The organism is Lysinibacillus sp. EB106-09-02-XG168, from assembly GCF_058791475.1.
On record NZ_JBYTDN010000003.1, the window covers coordinates 3334437 to 3352465 of the forward strand.

General features: G+C 34.3%; 19 protein-coding genes and 6 pseudogenes. 10 read left to right on the plus strand and 15 right to left on the minus strand.

Translation table 11 applies throughout. The features are described 5' to 3' along the window. Positions 1-437 precede the first annotated feature (437 nt). Positions 438-659 (minus strand): YoaP domain-containing protein, encoded by a 222-nt coding sequence (locus tag AC3WSO_RS17075; protein ID WP_492532490.1) that lies wholly within the window; start codon positions 657-659, stop codon positions 438-440. 377 nt (positions 660-1036) lie between these two features. Between AC3WSO_RS17075 and AC3WSO_RS17080 the strand changes: the two genes are divergently transcribed. Beyond that, complete coding sequence (locus AC3WSO_RS17080) at positions 1037-1462, plus strand: GNAT family N-acetyltransferase (RefSeq protein WP_492532491.1); 426 nt, start codon at positions 1037-1039, stop codon at positions 1460-1462. Positions 1463-1580: 118 nt separating this feature from the next. Here AC3WSO_RS17080 and AC3WSO_RS17085 read toward each other — a convergent pair. Both AC3WSO_RS17085 and AC3WSO_RS17090 read right to left on the minus strand, forming a co-directional pair. Continuing rightward, a pseudogene (locus AC3WSO_RS17085) lies at positions 1581-1955 on the minus strand (GNAT family N-acetyltransferase); the annotation flags it as partial. A gap of 144 nt (positions 1956-2099) precedes the next feature. Further along, positions 2100-2261 (minus strand): GNAT family N-acetyltransferase, encoded by a 162-nt coding sequence (locus tag AC3WSO_RS17090; RefSeq protein ID WP_492532493.1) that lies wholly within the window; start codon positions 2259-2261, stop codon positions 2100-2102. Positions 2262-2565: 304 nt separating this feature from the next. On the opposite strand from AC3WSO_RS17090, the gene AC3WSO_RS17095 reads away from it, so the two are divergent. The 5 genes and pseudogenes from AC3WSO_RS17095 to AC3WSO_RS17115 all read left to right on the plus strand — a co-directional run bounded on the left by AC3WSO_RS17095 (position 2566) and on the right by AC3WSO_RS17115 (position 6994). After that, on the plus strand, positions 2566-3090 hold the full coding sequence (locus AC3WSO_RS17095; protein WP_492532495.1) for a SpoIIIAH-like family protein: 525 nt from the start codon (positions 2566-2568) through the stop codon (positions 3088-3090). A gap of 205 nt (positions 3091-3295) precedes the next feature. Next, positions 3296-3913, plus strand: coding sequence for an exosporium glycoprotein BclB-related protein (locus AC3WSO_RS17100; RefSeq protein WP_492532497.1), 618 nt, complete (start codon positions 3296-3298; stop codon positions 3911-3913). Between the two features lie 280 nt (positions 3914-4193). Then, complete coding sequence (locus AC3WSO_RS17105) at positions 4194-4658, plus strand: DUF4429 domain-containing protein (protein ID WP_386827591.1); 465 nt, start codon at positions 4194-4196, stop codon at positions 4656-4658. A 512-nt stretch (positions 4659-5170) separates the two neighbouring features. After that, positions 5171-6136 (plus strand): annotated as a pseudogene (locus tag AC3WSO_RS17110) (flagellin N-terminal helical domain-containing protein); the annotation flags it as partial. Positions 6137-6166: 30 nt separating this feature from the next. Further along, on the plus strand, positions 6167-6994 hold the full coding sequence (locus tag AC3WSO_RS17115; RefSeq protein ID WP_492532498.1) for a flagellin: 828 nt from the start codon (positions 6167-6169) through the stop codon (positions 6992-6994). 76 nt (positions 6995-7070) lie between these two features. On the opposite strand, the gene AC3WSO_RS17120 is transcribed toward AC3WSO_RS17115, so the two are convergent. From AC3WSO_RS17120 to AC3WSO_RS17135, 4 genes are all read right to left on the minus strand, one after another. After that, the gene (locus AC3WSO_RS17120) at positions 7071-7208 is read right to left on the minus strand and encodes a hypothetical protein (RefSeq protein ID WP_492532499.1); all 138 of its coding nucleotides are present in this window, start codon (positions 7206-7208) and stop codon (positions 7071-7073) included. Positions 7209-7401: 193 nt separating this feature from the next. Beyond that, positions 7402-7503, minus strand: a complete 102-nt coding sequence (locus AC3WSO_RS17125) for a phage holin family protein (protein ID WP_492534397.1) — start codon at positions 7501-7503, stop codon at positions 7402-7404. 113 nt (positions 7504-7616) lie between these two features. Continuing rightward, a complete protein-coding gene (locus AC3WSO_RS17130) occupies positions 7617-7772 on the minus strand; it encodes a hypothetical protein (protein ID WP_492532500.1) in 156 nt (51 codons plus the stop codon). A gap of 340 nt (positions 7773-8112) precedes the next feature. Next, entirely contained in the window at positions 8113-8865 is a 753-nt protein-coding gene (locus tag AC3WSO_RS17135) for a hypothetical protein (RefSeq protein ID WP_492532501.1), read from the minus strand. An 815-nt stretch (positions 8866-9680) separates the two neighbouring features. Between AC3WSO_RS17135 and AC3WSO_RS17140 the strand changes: the two genes are divergently transcribed. Then, complete coding sequence (locus AC3WSO_RS17140) at positions 9681-9857, plus strand: tyrosine-type recombinase/integrase (RefSeq protein WP_492534399.1); 177 nt, start codon at positions 9681-9683, stop codon at positions 9855-9857. Between the two features lie 630 nt (positions 9858-10487). Here the strand turns inward: AC3WSO_RS17140 and AC3WSO_RS17145 are convergent. The 7 genes and pseudogenes from AC3WSO_RS17145 to AC3WSO_RS17175 form a co-directional block, all read right to left on the minus strand. After that, positions 10488-10991 (minus strand): annotated as a pseudogene (locus tag AC3WSO_RS17145) (phage/plasmid primase, P4 family); the annotation flags it as partial. Positions 10992-11308: 317 nt separating this feature from the next. Continuing rightward, positions 11309-11704 carry a DUF669 domain-containing protein gene (locus tag AC3WSO_RS17150; RefSeq protein ID WP_492532503.1) on the minus strand — a complete coding sequence of 132 codons (396 nt, stop codon included), beginning with the start codon at positions 11702-11704 and terminating at the stop codon, positions 11309-11311. A 39-nt stretch (positions 11705-11743) separates the two neighbouring features. Further along, a pseudogene (locus AC3WSO_RS17155) lies at positions 11744-12690 on the minus strand (AAA family ATPase). A 38-nt stretch (positions 12691-12728) separates the two neighbouring features. Then, on the minus strand, positions 12729-12914 hold the full coding sequence (locus AC3WSO_RS17160; RefSeq protein WP_492532504.1) for a hypothetical protein: 186 nt from the start codon (positions 12912-12914) through the stop codon (positions 12729-12731). A gap of 9 nt (positions 12915-12923) precedes the next feature. Beyond that, the gene (locus AC3WSO_RS17165; RefSeq protein WP_492534401.1) at positions 12924-13427 is read right to left on the minus strand and encodes a host-nuclease inhibitor Gam family protein; all 504 of its coding nucleotides are present in this window, start codon (positions 13425-13427) and stop codon (positions 12924-12926) included. Positions 13428-13504: 77 nt separating this feature from the next. Then, positions 13505-13681, minus strand: coding sequence for a hypothetical protein (locus AC3WSO_RS17170; protein ID WP_492532506.1), 177 nt, complete (start codon positions 13679-13681; stop codon positions 13505-13507). 8 nt (positions 13682-13689) lie between these two features. Next, positions 13690-13978: pseudogene (locus tag AC3WSO_RS17175) on the minus strand (AbrB/MazE/SpoVT family DNA-binding domain-containing protein). Here AC3WSO_RS17175 and AC3WSO_RS17180 point away from each other — a divergent pair. The 3 genes and pseudogenes from AC3WSO_RS17180 to AC3WSO_RS17190 form a co-directional block, all read left to right on the plus strand. Next, a pseudogene (locus AC3WSO_RS17180) lies at positions 13964-14310 on the plus strand (transcriptional regulator); the annotation flags it as partial. The pseudogenes AC3WSO_RS17175 and AC3WSO_RS17180 overlap by 15 nt on opposite strands. Positions 14311-14327: 17 nt before the next feature. After that, on the plus strand, positions 14328-14771 hold the full coding sequence (locus AC3WSO_RS17185) for an ImmA/IrrE family metallo-endopeptidase (protein ID WP_492532507.1): 444 nt from the start codon (positions 14328-14330) through the stop codon (positions 14769-14771). A 136-nt stretch (positions 14772-14907) separates the two neighbouring features. Then, on the plus strand, positions 14908-16029 hold the full coding sequence (locus tag AC3WSO_RS17190; protein ID WP_492532508.1) for a tyrosine-type recombinase/integrase: 1122 nt from the start codon (positions 14908-14910) through the stop codon (positions 16027-16029). Positions 16030-16123: 94 nt separating this feature from the next. Here the strand turns inward: AC3WSO_RS17190 and lepA are convergent, their stop codons facing one another. Beyond that, complete coding sequence (lepA, locus tag AC3WSO_RS17195; RefSeq protein ID WP_492532510.1) at positions 16124-17950, minus strand: translation elongation factor 4; 1827 nt, start codon at positions 17948-17950, stop codon at positions 16124-16126. Between the last annotated feature and the right edge of the window lie 79 nt (positions 17951-18029).

The window sequence follows — 18029 nt, forward strand, 5'->3', positions numbered from 1 at the left end:
TAGCCTTACATTACTTACTATCATCTGGTACGTTTTTTTGTAACACAATTCGTTCTCCAGCAATATCGATTGTTGCTGTTGCAAATAGCACAAAGAAAAATTGTTGTGCATGATGGGGATAATGATTAACCTAAACTGTTTTAGCAGCCACGCTCAAAAATAATACTGAGATCATTATTTTTCATTAAATGCCATCCATCATATTAATCTCCCATATTTAATGTTCTGTATACTGTTTGCTAATTTCCAAAGCTGATCTACCTGAATTGTTAATTCTTATGGAAATTTACCTGATAATTCTATAAAATACAAATAAGAGTAATAACTTTTAAAAATCCTAAGCTGTAAGGAGTGAGAACGTTGAATATCCAAAAACAATTGTTGGGCACTGTTCTCGGTTATATGCTTGCAATCGTAATTGCATACATCTTTTTCGATTATTTTTCTTGGTCGTTTACTCTAGGTTCTTTTATAGGTATTTGTTTATTTGCTCTAATTTTAATGTTCATCAAAAGGTGATAAATTCCCAACTCATAATGTAATTTAACTTTTTCGAATTTGTTTGCGCTCATAATTTCATGTGAAATAAGCTGACCATTGTAAAATAGTCCAAAGGTTGTCCATATGATAGGTGCATTCTGTGCTTTATCTTTCGTCATTGTTGATATGCATGAAAAGGAATGCCCCTTTTCTCTGCTATATTTTTCAAATCATCTATAACACCTACTGCAAATGGACATTGGGCCAACATACATTTGAATATAATTCACTTTACCATCCGCCTCGTTACCTATCAAATTACCCTGCTCTTGTATAGTTCATCATCAAAACTTATATACGTGACAAAACGAATGCCTTCCCAAACTTTTTATGATGACCCTATTTTATTATATCGAAGATAGATAACGGATAGTAATTTCTTTTCTTTTTTACTATCACCTAAAATTCACCGCAAATGTGAACAATCGAAAACGGAACATTATTAGAATGAGAGTAGCCACCATATAATTCGAAAGTTAAAGAGGAGGAAAAATTTATGCAATATAAAATCTTACAGGAGCAAAATGAACATAAAAAATCTTTAATTAATAAAAAGCTTTACGAATACAATTTAAAACACTTTCCAAAAGATTTAAGAGGTCGGTATCAAGAAATCAACCTCTTCCTTACAGATGAAAATGACCTAGTCCGTGGTGGCATATTGGGGGAAATTTGTTGGAATTGGTTAGAGATACATACACTTATGATCGATGAGGAAATTCGCGGATTAGGTTATGGCTCTAAATTATTAGTAGAAATCGAACAAATAGCTTTGAATAACAACTGTGATTTCATAAAGGTCGATACTTTAAGTTTTCAGGCTTTAGATTTTTACGAAGATCATGGATATCAAGTTTACGGTACATTGGACAATGTTGGACGGGATTATAAGCACTACTATTTAAAAAAGGATCTTTCATAAAAATCTCCTAAAGGAACTTCCTATCTAACTAAAATAATATATTGTGCTTTATTCAATAATCCTCTATATAAAGTATCAAAAAGTTGTAGTTGTAAACACTTAGTCTTATGTTTTACAGTTACAACTTATTTAATGCATATATATCGTGAGTTTTATTAAAAATAAACGATTCCTTTTCCTTCATTAAACCATTTTTTTCAGCCACACGAATAGAAGGTCTATTTTTGGGGTCAATAATACTTATTAATTTTTCTTGTCCTAAATGTGCAAATCCATATTCTAGACAACCTTTAGCTGCTTCAGTTGCATATCCTTTAGACCAATATTTTTTATGAATATGGTAACCCACTTCAACTTCATTTTTTCCATCAACTATTTGTTTAACGAGGCCACAATCTCCAATTAATTCTTTTGATTCTTTTAAACAGACAGCCCATAAACCATAACCATCTTCTTGATATCTTTGTTTATTTTTCTCAATCCAATTTTTAGTTTAAAATCAATTATGCCTCGGCATAATTGCGTCCGGAATCGACTTTGTGCTTGCACAAAGAACTCCTTTCCGATTCCGTGACATCCGCCGGAGGCTTTAACTTCTTTCAGCTGATATACGGACACCCTAAAAAGGGTACCGCATTCATCTACTACCTATAAAGGTGGGATACTTCTGCTGAAAGAAGTTAAATGGTGCCGGATAATATTTCATTGTTTCAGCATCTGAAAAAATTGAGTAAAGGACAGAAATATCCTCATCATTAAATTCTCGTAATTCTAACCTTTCTGTTTCCATAATTATCAAAATAGTGCCCTCCTTAAATCGTTTTTTCTTATTCTAAGTTTACAACACTCCATAACAGACTTGTACAAATCTGTGGACTTAATTTATTTATTTTCCAGGTTTATGTAAGAATTGAGCTTCTTAGGAATATATTTAAGGTAAGAAGACAATACTCTACTAACTCTCTTTCAAGTGAGGGCTCATTAATTACGTATTTCTTACCATTAAAATAATAAATGATACTATTACATAAATTTCTCATTAAACAGACATTGAAAAGATGCTTAATGGTATTTCACTATATCTTTTGATGGAGGGAAAGTGTATGAACCTACAAAATAAATCGTCTTGGTTACTTATATTGTTAACTCTAGTAGCGGTTATTTCAGTCTATTTTTTGATAGATTCATCAAAACAATCAAAAGAGGAGATTACATTCACAGACGATACAGATCAAAAAGAAACTTTACAGAATGTGACAAAGGAAGTTTCCTCTCCAAGCTCTTTATTTGAAGAAACGCGCCTACAAGTTAGTAACGAACGAAATCAACTTCGCCAAAAATTAACTCAAAAAATTACATCAGATGGGTATTTTGCTGAAGAAAAAAATAAGGCAGCTATTGAAATTGATACTCTCAATAAAGTAGAATCTACAGAAACAATGCTTGAGATGCAAATTAAGTCACTAGGTTATCCTGATACTTTAGTTAGAATAGAAGGCAAAGAAGTTTCTGTAACAGTGATGGCAAAAGAACTATCGAAATATTCCGCAAATGAAATTATCTATCTGGTAATAAAAGAATGTGGGGATGCTAATGTGCAAGTTAAATTCGGCGCTATTAATCATTAAAGTCTAGAGAAAAATGGTAATAAATAAAAAAATGTTACCAAGTAGCGTTTACGACATGTAGATATCTTTTTGATAGCATACACCTGGCCCCCAAAATGAGTGGCTTTTTTCATCGTTTAAAAACAAAGAAATAATATTTATCCAGTTTATAGCCCTTTTCATTTCCCTTCTTCCACATATCCTAGCGATGAAAGGAGGGAAATTTGTGTGTAAAAATAATTGTAATAGTACATCAGCAAGAAAAGACTGTAATAACTTAGGACCATTTGTGGCCACAAATATCAATTGTATTAATTCAGAAATTGGGAATGGCGGAGAAAATCAAGGTGGTTCAATAATTCCCTTCTCCTCTGGAAGACAAACAGTCGTTGAAAATATACTTGGCAATAGACTTGCTAGTCTCATAGGGTTTGGTTCTGCTGTAGACCTTGTACCTCTTGCAAATAATACGATTAATTTAACCGGACTTTTAAGTGAAGCCTTCACCGTCCCACGTGACGGGAAGATAACTGCTATTTCAGCCTCATATAATGCACTCGCGGGGCAGGTGGAATCAGGATCTGTGACAATCCGTGCTCAAATTTTTCATGCACCTGTAGGTAGTAATACTTTTACTGGTACAAGTGCTAGCGTTGATTTAGTTCCATCTATTACAGGACCTATACCCGTAGGCCTTTTAGTTTTTGCATCGGCTACTATCCCACCAGTACCAGTAACTGCAGGTGATCGTTTATTAATGGTATTTTATATTTCATCGTTACCAGGAGAAATTACAGTTGACATTATTCTTGGTAATGCGAGTGCAGGAATTAATATTGTTTAAAAACAACATCTCTTACTTTAAGGCATGCTGCTAGAGAAAAATGATAAACTTACATCGCTCCAAAAAAAGTTTATTCCGTCTGATGGATAACAACTATTGACCAGGTACTTACATTGTATGAGCGCCTGGTCAATAGTTGTTTATTGGCTTAATAGCAATAAAAACGAACAAAGAATTTTTTTGATTACTAATTAGTTGTCTGTTTTTAATACTGACACATTTTGGATGATTTGATATAGTTTATTACAAAGGCATATATTTCAAGGGAGGAAGTTTAGTTATGACACAAATATTTGAGTTTAAATCCAATGGTAAATTTATAGTGACGGTAGATGATTACAATGTAAAAATTAAGCCAAAAGGTTTTTCAAACTTCATTAACAAAGGTGGTTCAAAAGGTGAGAAATCTATACCTATTAAATCTATAACCGCTATTCAATTCAAAGAGCCTGGACTTACTACTGGATATATTCAATTTGCTTATTCAGGGTCTAGTGAAACAAAAGGCGGAACAATGGCAGCTGTAAAAGACGAAAATTCAATCACGTTTATAAAAAAAGAATTAAAACAAGCACGCGAAATGGTAGATTTGATTGAATTGAAACGTCATGCTAATTCATCTCCTGCTCAAACTTCAGCTTTAAGTGCTTCTGATGAAATTATTAAAATGAAAGAGCTATTAGATGCAGGTATATTAACACAAGAAGAATTTGACACGAAGAAAAAGCAACTGTTAGGGATCTAGGTCACTCAAATGAGTGGCTTTTTTATTAGGAATTTATATCATAACTAGCATTCATTACGTCATACGCACGCTACAATGCTGATTGAAAGTGGACAACCCTTAAAAACTGTCCAAAAAAATTAGGACACAGCAGATCAGAAACTACTGAAGACAGCTATGTCCATTTAACTCATGAAATGGCAAGAGGTTCTATCGATTTTTTTATTCCATCACAAAAGATTTATAAATTGCCGACACAATTTTAAGGCGGTGGCTATCTCCACCATACTAATATAAAAACACACAACTCAAATCCTTATAATGGGCATTTCAATAGGCCACCCTTCACGGGGTGGTCTTAATATATAAATGGATATCATTCCCAACATTTACAAAATTAAGTTTAAAATGGTAAAATAATCTTAAAGAAATCATATTTCATAGTAGTTTAAAGGAGTAAAATATTTGTGATAGTAAAGCATAACATTCCATCTTTAAATATAAATAATAGATTAACCTAAAATAAAAAAAAGGTTGATAGTATATTAGAAAAGCTATCTTCTGGATATAAAATCAATCGTGCAGGAGATGATGCAGCTGGACTGGCAATCTCCGAAAAAATGCGTGGGCAAATTCGTGGTTTAAATATGGCAGGAAAAAACATTCAGGATGGTATTTCACTCATACAAACTACTGAAGGTGCATTAAATGAAGTTCATTCAATCTTACAAAGAGGACGGCAATTATCTATTCAAGGAAGTAACGATACCTTAACAAACTCTGACCGATCACAACTACAACTAGAGATAACCCAACTTAATAATGAGATTAATCGAATTTCAAGTAATACTCATTTTAACGGTATACCTTTACTTAATGTGTTGCCAGAAGAAATATTAGACAATACTCAATTAAATGATAATTACAAAGTTAAATGGGAGCAGAATTATGCACTAACTAACATAACTGAATCAAGAGATGGAGGTATACTTGGTGTAGCTAGTGGTTCGGCTTACAAACTTCATACTGATGGTTTAGAAGAATGGTCAGTTACTCCAGGTGAAAACCTCCGAACAGCAGATATAATAGAAACAACTGACGGTGGCTATGTGATGTTAGTTAATAATATAGATTCGAATGCAACAGATAATAATAAAATCATCCTTGTTAAATTAGATGCTAATAGAAACGAACAGTGGAGATCATCTGTGTCCGGTTTATATTCAATTGAGGGAAAAGAAGTAATTGAAACAAAAGATGGGTCATTTTTAGTAGCAGGCATAGGCTCAGGAATCCAAAATGCAGATGCTTTGACCGCTGTTTTTAGTTCTACAGGTACTCAATTAATAGCTACCGTTTCGGGCTCTCCACAATCTGACAAATATGCTTATGGGGAAGATGTCTTATTAAAAGTAGTGGAAACCTTAAATGGAGACTTTATAGGGGTTGGAAAGGGTAGTTTAAAAATAAACAATAGCTACACAGATAAAGATAACTGAGTCGTAAAATACGATAAAAATTTAAATCTATTGTGGGATTTTAGAATTGGTGGTTCCGATCATGACTCAGCAGAAGATGTGATAGCTACTAACGATGGAGGAGTAATTGTCGTTGGTAACTATAATGAAAATGGAACATCTTCAGGTTTAATATATAAATTAGATTCGAATGGCAATAAACTTTGGGAACAAAAAGTAGAATCGAGTTTTTCATTCGATACAATTTCACGATCATTGCAAGGAGATTATTTAGTAGGTGGAAGCCTCAATGGCACTTCGACAATTTATATTTTCGGTGCAGATGGTAATCAAAAATTAAATATCCCTCTCAAAGACTCTACTTTAAATGGAGCTATTTCTGAAATGATTATTCATTCTAACGGATCCATTACGGCAATGGCATACGGAGAATCAACAAACGTTTTAGTCGATTATTTAGCAGATGATCAATCAAATATAAAAACAAAAGAATTGATATTACAAGTAGGCGCTAATTCAAATCAGTCTTTTAGTATCCAATTACAATCAATAACTACTAATTCACTTAATATAAATACTATTAATCTTTCAAACAAACTTAGTGCAGAATCTGCCATTTCAATATTTGATAAAGCTATACAATTTGTTTCTGCCTTTCGAAGCAAACTGGGTGCATATCAAAATCGCCTTGAACATGCCCAACAGTCGGTTATAAATACTTCTGAAAATCTCCAATCTGCTGAATCACGTATCCGTGACACTGATATAGCTAAAGAAATGATGATATTCACAAAAAATAATATTTTATTACAAACTACTCAATCAATGCTTGCTCAATCAAATAAACAACCAGAAGGAATTTTACAACTTCTTCAATGATTTATTTTATAATAGGTAATTTTACACAGTTTATTATAAGTAACTTTAAGACCACCCACCAGGAGTGGTCTCTGCCTTATCTCCGCACAATATACCCTATTACACGAGGTGTTATTACGTTCTTTCCATCAACAGCTTTATTAACATCTGTGGAAGGTTTTTTAATTTGTTGTTCTATAAAATCATACATAGTAATTTGTTTTTGTTCTTTCATACCCTATATTCCCCGCTCTACCATTCCAGCCAATTTTCTAAGTTTGTTCTACTATTAATTTGTGTACGATCATCTCGTTCTTCTAACTAGTTATAAAACGGTACAGGTCTTTCTCTATTCACTGTTTCTTCTATATATGATGAATTATCCGATTTATTACTTAATCGTTCTACAGCCTTGCTATATGCCCCTACTAGCCCTTTACCATTTTTTTACTTTCAGTTTTCTTGAATACTAAACTAACCATAAATCCTAGTACATAATCGATAGTCATGAATATAACTAACGCTTTAATTTAGTGGGCAATACCGCCAATAAACGATGTACTTAATGTGTCTATTTTCATCTGACACTTTCCTTTTTTGCATAAAATAAAAGCCCTCCACAGATGATTGTGGGGGCTACGAATTAAACGCCTAAAGATTCTCTTATTTTGATTACTGCATCTTCTATTTCATAAGATGTTTCAAGTACCTCAGAATTCTCACGGTGATTCGATTGAATGTACCGAATGATTGTATATAATTCATCAATCATTTCGTCATCACTTTTATATATTTTCATTTTGTTCCCTCCTTGATGTTACTTAATCATAACAAAAAGGTGGATGAAGGTATAAAAATAACGCTAGCCTATGCTGCGTTTACTCGTTTCTGTAACATGATCGGATTATTTTTACCATAATATATTTTTCTTTAACCGTTAATATATCACGTTTAATTTCTAAACACGGTGGCATGAAGGTGGCAAAAAAACATTAAGACCACCCTGCACGGAGTGGTCATTATATAGTTTATTCAGCTAAACCCAAGACATCGACAAACATCCTATCTGTATGTAAACAAACCATAAAAAATAGCCCCCTATCAAATAAATAAGAGGGCTTTATATAATTCCTAATCTATCACTTATCAACAACTGGCTTTAATAAATTCACCGGAATCCAAAATGTAGACTCGTTTTTGTCATCGCTTTTCCAAGTTACGTATAGATAACCATTAATTTCGTAACCTTCTGAATATAAAATACTTCCCTTTTTCAATGTTCTTAAAGTTGAAGATCTTTTTATTGGACTTTGTTTAAAATCTGCATCTTTTGTTAGCTCAAAACGCACGCCTATTTCGCTTATTTTTGTCTCAGCGATTTTAAGATCTATACCAGGGTACTGTGAACACTCTATAGTACCAACATCATTACCACCGCAAGCAGAAAGTTGTTGTCCATTATTTGTAATAGAAATGCCCGGCGCGCTTCCTGTTAACCACGTTCCGTAGAATGAGGCACCATAAATACTATCACGATTAATAAAGATATAAGTTGGATTGTTATAGAAAGATGAACGAATTTTTAATGGCACTTCTTTGAAAACTACCAAATCCGTTGCTTGTACTCGATATTGCCCCATCTGGTAGAACGTTTTACCATCATATTTTTCAATATCATACGTTCTAAAGAAGTTATTTCGCTTTACCACTAACGAATCAAATGTACCATTTGGATTTTTCTTGTATACCTTGATGTCTTTTTTAAAGGTCATTTTTCCTGTTTGTTCTTTTACAACCTCTGCTCCATCATACATTACTTTCGCTTCTGATTTTGTTGGATTTACTACTGCAAACACAAATGCTGCTAGTAACACAATAAATAATTTTTTCATTATTCTCCCCCACTCAAATTTAACTAGTTCCCTAGTATTACATACCAACATTTCAATATTCTACCAATAAAAACGTCGTAACGCAAGATAAATTTAACAAAAATAAATTGTATTGCATTAACATAATTTCACCACTATGGAAATACAAAGTTGAAAAAGAAGTAGCTAAAGTTCTTCAAAGAAAAAATTGCCCATATGATGAATAAATACTAAAACCACATGCTCAAAATTAATTGAGTACCTGGGCTTTGAAATTATTCAGCGGCTATTATATTTGTTTCACTAGTAGGTTTTCTATTTTTATCTTTCATTAGCTCTACAATTTAATGCGGTTTAAATACAGTGCCAACATTTTCATACTCTAAAAAACGGCAAATCAATCTTTGTGACCGTAGCTGAACGGCTATTACCGTTGTATTGAAAACGTGCGTGTGCGTGTGCATCGGCCATTTTACATTGTGGAGTACGTGTAGGAGAAGTTTGTGGGCTTGAATGGAAACATATAAATTTCGAGGAAATGACTTTAGAAGTTGAACAATAATTAGTCGGTATTAAAGATGTCAACGGAAAAATACAGTGGCAACCTAGACCTCCAAAATCAAAAACTGGTTATCGAACTTTTCCATTCGGTATTGCTCTTGCTGAAATCTTAAGTTCCACTAAAAAAAGACAACTTGAATTACGGTGAGTTTTATAAACAGAATCCAGAACATGAATATATATGTAAAAAAGAAAATGGTCGAACATTGTACGCCAAGTTCCATCAAATAGTATACTAGAAAAATCAGTGAACTATTAACCATTTTTTAACTATTATTCATCGCGTCACAGATGCAACAACATTAATTGAAAATGGCTCACCCGTTAAAACTGTACAAAAAAAATTAGGACATAGCAGAGCTACCGTAACAGAAGATCGCTATGTCCACCTCACTGAGAAATTAGCCAGAGATGCCGCAAACATCTTTGATTCATTCGCTCAAGGTATATAAAAATTGCTACCGTATTTTTTATGGTGGGGAATTGGTGGAGAACCCACCATTTAACCCTTTTATAAATTAACTAAATACGTCACAAACCTTTATCATTACTGAATTACTTCGAATCATCCATCTTCAGAACAGCCATGAATTCTTCTTGAAGTTTTGCTATATTTCAGTTGATTTTTCTATATCATTTTATATCCGGCAATCCTTTTAATATCAAGGGATTGTCGGTTTATTTTTACCCTATTTTATTTTTCTATAACTGTTTGTATATCACGTTTATTTGCTAAACGCGGTGGCATGAAGGTGCAAAAAAAGCATTAAGACCACCCATAATGGGGTGATCTTTTTGGCTTAAAAAGATTAATTTTTTTACATGTTTTGATATTTATTATAATCAACTGTTTCAGCTGCTTTAATTGCTTGATCTAATTGCTTTTTATCTACGTTCTCAAATATTCTATTTGCTTCATCTTCCCAATCAGGTCCATATATTCTTAAATAATCTGCAAAATCCAATAACAGCATTTCTTTGGATAGTCCTATTCCTATTAACTTTTGATATGTTTTAAACATGATCTCAATAGGTAAAATAAAATCTTGTTTATCCTTCGTTATAATATCCTCCAAAATCTTACTATCACGGTTACCTGTCATCGTGAAGTAGCGTCCATATTGAAAAATTTCTAATCCGTGTTTTGCACTTTTACGTCCAGTACCAACAACAGACTGTGGAAGGCTACCTTTGATGATGATGTGAATGCCTGTACCACCCACAGAAAACTCAGTATAACTATCTAACGTATCTATAACTTCCTGAGCGAAGTTGTTAATAATCGGATTCATTTTTTCCGTATCATCAGCGCTGTACGTAATACATTTATCAATATCAATGCCGATATACTTGCCTTGCCTACTGAATACAAAGCCAATGCCGTTTGCATCTGATTCGGTATAAAACTTAGCTGCTGTCGCAAATGTGGACCATGTACGACGGTCATTTGAACGTGCTTCATTCCCATTTACTTGATAGGGTATTTTTGTATAGCGTCCCCCTTTTTCTTCCGCTTTCCACAGGATCCATTGAGGAAGGGCTTTAAGCTCTGACGGTATGCTGTTAAAGTCATAATGTTCTTTCATAGTTCCCTCCAAAATAGTATTGATTTTCCAACAAATTGATATATACTTATATAAGTAGTGTTCTCGTGGGGGTAATACTAGCCTATCTTTAGTGGTGAATTTGTCCTCCACGGTAGTAGCACTACTACAGAAACTGAACGGTCTTAAAGACCGTTCAGTTTTTTTATTTGCTTAGTTTTCCCTAATGGGAGTGCTTTCCCACCCTCGTTCTCCTTATTGAATTTCATGATGGATTTTCCATTTTTCCTATCTTCTCCACAAAATTTTGGTATAAAAAAGAGAAGTCCGCAAAAACAGACCTCTCTATTAAGTTTTTATTAGAATGGTACTTCGTCTTCCGAAACGTCAATCGGGCCACCTTGTGGTGCTGGAGCTTCTACTTGTGATTCCTTGAATCCTTTTACCTCCGGATATTTATTGCCGTTGCGTTCAATATGACCAACTGTAACAACTAAATTTTTGTGTAATAATGTATCTGCCCATTCTTTATAAGAATTGAACGATATACCATTAGGAAATTTAGCTGCCTTCGAAATAGCTTGTAAACGCCACATTGCTTTTTCAGTAATTGTGAAATTATCGTATAAAATTTTCTGCCCTTGATGATTTTGTGGAACATCTGAACGAATTTCATAATCTACTGTAATTTTGTTGTTACCATTTGTTGATTTACCCATTTCATAATTAACTACAGTTACTTCGTAGTCTCCCATTGCTATTAATTCAAATCCGCCTTTTGCTCTTCTTCATGATTAATTTTGAACATTTAATTTTCCTCCTAATTTTTGAATTACTGCTTCTAAAAATTTTGTATTGAATTGCTCTAACTGTTGATTTTCTTTAAATTCACAATCTGAAACGATCTTTGCTACATCAGAATCTGTGGAAGACAACTCACGAATTTTAGCTACATTGCTCATACGATTTGCTTCTTCCTCTTCACGTCTAGCTCGTTTCTCTGCTTGTACATCGACACCTAATTCAAGATAGCGATATAATTTACGCCCTACTTCTTCATTAAGCTGAATTTCATCATCTTTGAACAAGTTAGTGTTTTCTTTTGTTGCGACTGCAACATGGTCCATGTCAACACTGAAATTCAACATAAACTCATATTCCATATCATCTTTCTGAACAGGTTTTGTTCCCACTTTTCTTGGTTGGTGTTTGCCTTTATCATTCAATTCCATGACATATTCATTCTTGGTACGCATAGTTGCTAGAATATGAATGTCGTTGCTTGATAAAGTTTTAATCATATCTGTTACGTGTTTGTTCATTTGTTCCAGTTCTGAAAACTATTATCCGACATATTGCCATGCTGCTCTAAAATGCCACCATCACCATTCCAATTATGAGAAAGACTATCGAATACTACCACTTCTACACCTGAATTTTTAAGCATTAACAGAGCTTGTAAATAGCGTTCTGTTGTATAAGGTGGTTCGAAATTTATATGCTTGAATGAACCGATGCTAACACCACTAAATTATTGGTCTACATACAACATTGAGCGTTTGTGTTCTGTATCTGCTACACCGATTTTCTTCCAAACTTCTTGTTCGGATAGGTCAGGATGCGCTTCACGCATCATTCCATAAGAAGTTAGGATAGCGCCAACTGTTTTCCCGGCACCCGATGGACCAATGAACCCTACTAACGATTTTTGTTTTTCCCTAACACTATCGGTTACTTGCATGCCCTCCACACTACTTATCTATTTAATGTGTTTCCTCCTTATAATGAACGCATATGCAACTCCATGATTGATGCATTGTAAATGATGTTTTCTTGTTTCAATTCCGCAAATTCCGGAACGAATAGTGCGCCTTGGTCAATTTCAAAATGAGCGTCTGTACGTTGATTTGTTAGAGTGAATATTTTTTGTTGAATTTCAATGATGCCTTTTGCGTAACGATTCATAGTTGCCTCCTATGTTGTGACTTTAAATGTTGTACCACCTTCAGAAATCGGTACATTCGGAACAATTCTATCAACTACAACCTGTTTGCCATTTAACTCTTTGAGTTGTAGTTCTTTTTTAAATTCACTCCATTTCAGGTCCTTGTTAACTTCCACAAATTTATTGAAGTCATTTTGTTCTGCGTACTCAATCAACTGTGGAAGGCCATCATTTTCAGGTTTAACGATTGAAGGGTTTCGAGTTGTCGACTGCACTTTACCATTTGGTGTACTGATCGATTTCTTTTTAGAGTTTTCGGCTAGAATGCTAGAGTGATACTCTGTTATAAGATACTCAAAGAAACCGATGTTTCGTTCAGCTTTAGCCCGTTCCCCTTCAATCCATTTTGTTATTTTTTCGATTTGTGATTTTGCTAATGCTTCTTGTTCTGATAAATCATCCTGATATGAAGCGATTTTACGAAATGCCCAATCAAGACTATCTAAATTATCAATCTTGTATTGGTCAGAAATTTACTCGGTTGTTAATTCAACAGTTTCTTCTTGCAATTGTTCTTCTAGATATTCCAGTTGGTTAGCAGTTCGCATTACTAATCCTCCTGTGGTACAATACCATTGTCATTTTTAAAATTTTCACGCTCGCCATTGGTTGCACCCTTTGATGAGTTTTTTCGTGCCTCTATTTGTGCATTCTGTGCTTCTTCAATGTCTTGCCAGTAATCCGATTCACGCTCGTAAACATCAGCGTGAGTGTAGCCTATACGCATGGAATCACCTACTTCTTCAATCGTTCAATTTCAGCAATTAACTTTTTAGCACCCTCTGGACTTAGAATTAATCCGCCACCCAGCAAAATGTGATTATCATCAGATACCTCGCCAGTTACAGCACATTCCATGTTTGACTTGTATTTCTTTAAGATAACCTTGTCACCATCTGTATAGATTTCTAAAGAATCTCTTTCTTTAATCCCTAATGTGCGACGTAACTCTTTTGGCCACACGACCTAAATCATCGACATTACGTACAATACCTGTTGCCTTTTTAGCGAAAACACTTTTTATAAATGGAAAACTCAAAGTCCAAAATCAGAAACCTTGGAGAAGGTAGCAGACTATTTCGATGTTAGTACTGATTATCTATTAGGCCGCACTGATAAAAAACGTTATTACGATTTAACTGAAAAAGATGAACAAGATATACAAAAAGAACTCTATAGAATGATTGAAGGTTTATCTGAAAGTGGACATGCTGCTTTTGATGGTAGAACCCTAGACGAATTAAATGAAGAAGGATCGAAGATAGAGAATTGTTATTATCAAGTTTAGAAAACTCACTGAGACTTGCTAAGCGTGTAGCAAAACAGAAATTCACCCCTAAAAAATATAGAGATTAACGGGAGTGTTGGATGCGATGTCAATAAAGTCAATTGTTAATCAGTTAGTTAAAAAATATGGGACAAACAATCCTTTCAAAATTGCCAAATGCATGGGGATACTCATTGTATTTGAACCGTTAGGCAACGCATTAGGATATTACAGCAAGCATTTCAGAGTGCCTATTATTCATATTAATCAAGATAAAGACAAAGCTTCTCAGTTTTTTATTTGTGGCCATGAATTAGGACATGCTGTTCAACATCCTGATACTAATACTTCGTTTTTGAAAAAACATACTCTTTTTTCTACAGATAAATTAGAAATAGAAACTAATACATTTGCTGTCGAATTATTGTTGCCAGATGAATTATTTTCTGAACAAGATTATTCTATCTTTACCATCTATGATGCGATTAAAGAAAATGGTGTTCCAATTGAACTATTATCTTTAAAGAGCGTAGATGGTAAAAAATTTTAATCACAAACCGAACATTCATTCTTATTAAAGGTAGTGATTGTTATGTGAAATTATCTAAAAAACTAAATATAAAAGGAGATAACTTATGAAAGGCTGAGTTCGCAAACGCGGAAACACGTGGTACTACTACTTTGATATGGGAACTGTGGATGGCAAACGTATTCGCCCAGAGTATTCAACAACAGCCGAAGGAGCCCATACAAAAGCAGAAGCAGAAGCGATATTACGAAGAGAGATATTTGAATACGAAAATGCTGGAACTGTATTTAAACCACAAGAAATTACATTACAGGACTTTTTAAGTTTTTGGATGGAGGAATATATTGACCTTAAACTAGAACCGAATACGTACTACAATTATGAAGGTGTAATAAATAATCACATCTTACCTCACCTAGGTAAGTATAAAGTAAAATCTTTAACCACTCATATCTTACAACAGTTTATTAATTTGAAAACACGTGAAGGTTTCGCTCGTCAAACATTAAGCATAATTGTAGGTATATTAAGTAAATCTTTAAATCACGCAGTGTATCCTTATAAATACATCAAAGAAAATCCTATGCTTTATGTAGAGCTCATGAAGGATAAAAGTAGAAAACCTACTCGTGAAGATTTAAAAATTCAAACAAAAGATAACTTAAGACGTATTAATAACATTATAAATGAGGATCATCCTTTTTATTTACCATTTCATATCGGCTTACATTGTGGAGTACGTGTAGGAGAAGTTTGTGGGCTTGGATGGAAACATATAAATTTCGAGGAAATGACATTGAAAATTGAGCAGCAACTAATCGGTATCAAAGGTGGCAACGGAAAAATACAGTGGCAACCTAGACCTCCAAAATCAAAGGCTGGTTATCGAACAATTCCCTTTGGTAATGCTCTAACCGAAATCTTAAGACGAGCTAAAAAAAGACAACTAGAAAATCGTTTAAAGTGCGGTGAGCTTTATAAACAGGATCCAGAACATGATTATGTATGTAAAAAAGAAAATGGTGAACATTGTACGCCAAGTGTCATCAAATATAATACCAGAAAAATTAGTGAAAAATTAAATATCAGTTTTAACTATCATTCCTTACGCCACACACACGCAACAACATTAACAGAAAATGGTAAACCTGTTGAAACTGTACAAAAAAGATTGGGACATAGCAGAGCTGCCGTCACAGAAGATCGCTATGTCCACCTCACTGAGAAAATGGCCAGAGATGCTGCAAACATCTTTGATTCATTCGCTCAAGATATATAAAAATTGCTAACGTATTTTTTTATGGTGGGGAACCCCACCATTTAACCCTTTTATAAATTAACTAAGTACGTCACAAACCCTTATCATTACTGAATTACTTCGAATCATCCATCTTCAGAACAGCCATGAATGCTTCTTGTGGCACTTCGACTGAACCTACTTGTTTCATACGTTTTTTACCTTCTTTTTGTTTATCAAGAAGTTTTCGTTTACGAGAAATATCCCCACCGTAACATTTTGCTAAAACGTTTTTACGCATAGCTTTAATTGTTGAACGAGCGACAATTTTTTGTCCAACAGCTGCTTGAATTGGTACTTCAAATTGTTGGCGTGGGATTAATTCTTTTAATTTTTCAACGATGACTTTACCTCGCTCGTACGCAAAGTCACGGTGCACGATAAAGCTTAGTGCATCGACTTGCTCGCCATTTAATAAGATATCCATCTTCACTAGTTTTGAAGTCTGATAACCAATGAGTTCATAGTCAAATGACGCATAGCCCTTCGTATTTGATTTTAAATAATCAAAGAAATCATAAACGATTTCTGATAACGGCATTTCATAAATAATGCTGACACGTGTAGTATCGATATAATCCATTGTCATGAAGTTACCGCGTTTTAATTGACAAAGCTCCATAACAGCTCCTACATAATCGTTCGGTACCATAATTGTAGCTTTTACATATGGTTCTTCCACTCGATCAATTTTTTGAGGATCCGGCATAAATGACGGGTTGTCAACCTTAACTGTAGATCCATCTGTCATGTGAACATTGTAAATTACAGAAGGCGCTGTTGTGATTAGATCAATATTAAACTCACGCTCAATACGCTCTTGAATGATTTCCATGTGTAAAAGCCCTAAGAAGCCACAGCGGAAACCAAATCCTAGTGCTTGCGATGTCTCTGGCTCATATTGAAGTGCAGAGTCATTAAGCTCTAACTTTTCTAACGCTTCACGTAAGTCATTATATCTCGCTGTATCGATTGGATATAATCCGCAGTATACCATTGGATTTAAACGACGATAACCTGCTAATGGCTCAGCTGCTGGGCGATTAGCAAATGTAACTGTATCCCCGACACGAGTATCACCTACATTTTTAATGGAGGCTGTTAAATAGCCTACGTCACCAACTGTTAATTCAGACTGTGATACAACTTTCGGTGTATGTACACCAACTTCAATAACTTCAAATTCTGCTCCAGTAGCCATCATTCGAATTTTATCGCCAGGTTTTACTGTACCATTCATGATTCGAATGGAAATAATAACACCTTTATAAGCATCATAAACAGAGTCAAAAATAAGGGCTTGTAAAGGTGCATCTGGATCACCAGTTGGTGCAGGCACTTTCTCTACAATTTGTTCTAAAATATCTTCAATTCCGATACCGGCTTTAGCAGAAGCTAAAACTGCTTCTGAAGCATCTAATCCGATTACGTCTTCAACTTCTTGACGAACGCGTTCTGGGTCTGCAGCTGGTAAATCGATTTTATTGATAACTGGTAAAATTTCTAAGTCATTATCAAGAGCTAAATAAACATTTGCTAGTGTTTGTGCTTCAATACCTTGTGCTGCATCTACAACTAAAATAGCACCTTCACAAGCAGCTAAACTACGTGATACTTCATATGTGAAATCGACGTGCCCTGGTGTGTCGATTAAATGGAATGTATACACTTCGCCATCTTTTGCTTCGTACTTTAATTGTACCGCATTTAATTTAATCGTAATGCCTCGCTCACGCTCTAAATCCATTGAGTCGAGCAGCTGTGCCTTCATTTCACGAGATGTTAATGATTTCGTTTGCTCTAAAATACGGTCAGCAAGCGTTGATTTCCCGTGGTCAATATGTGCAATAATAGAGAAATTTCGAATATTCTCTTGTCTTTTTAAACGTGCTTCTCGGTTCATCTTTTCCACTCCTAATTAAACTATAATGAATTATACTATGAAAGATATGCAAAGTACAACAACAACTAGTCTAGAAAGC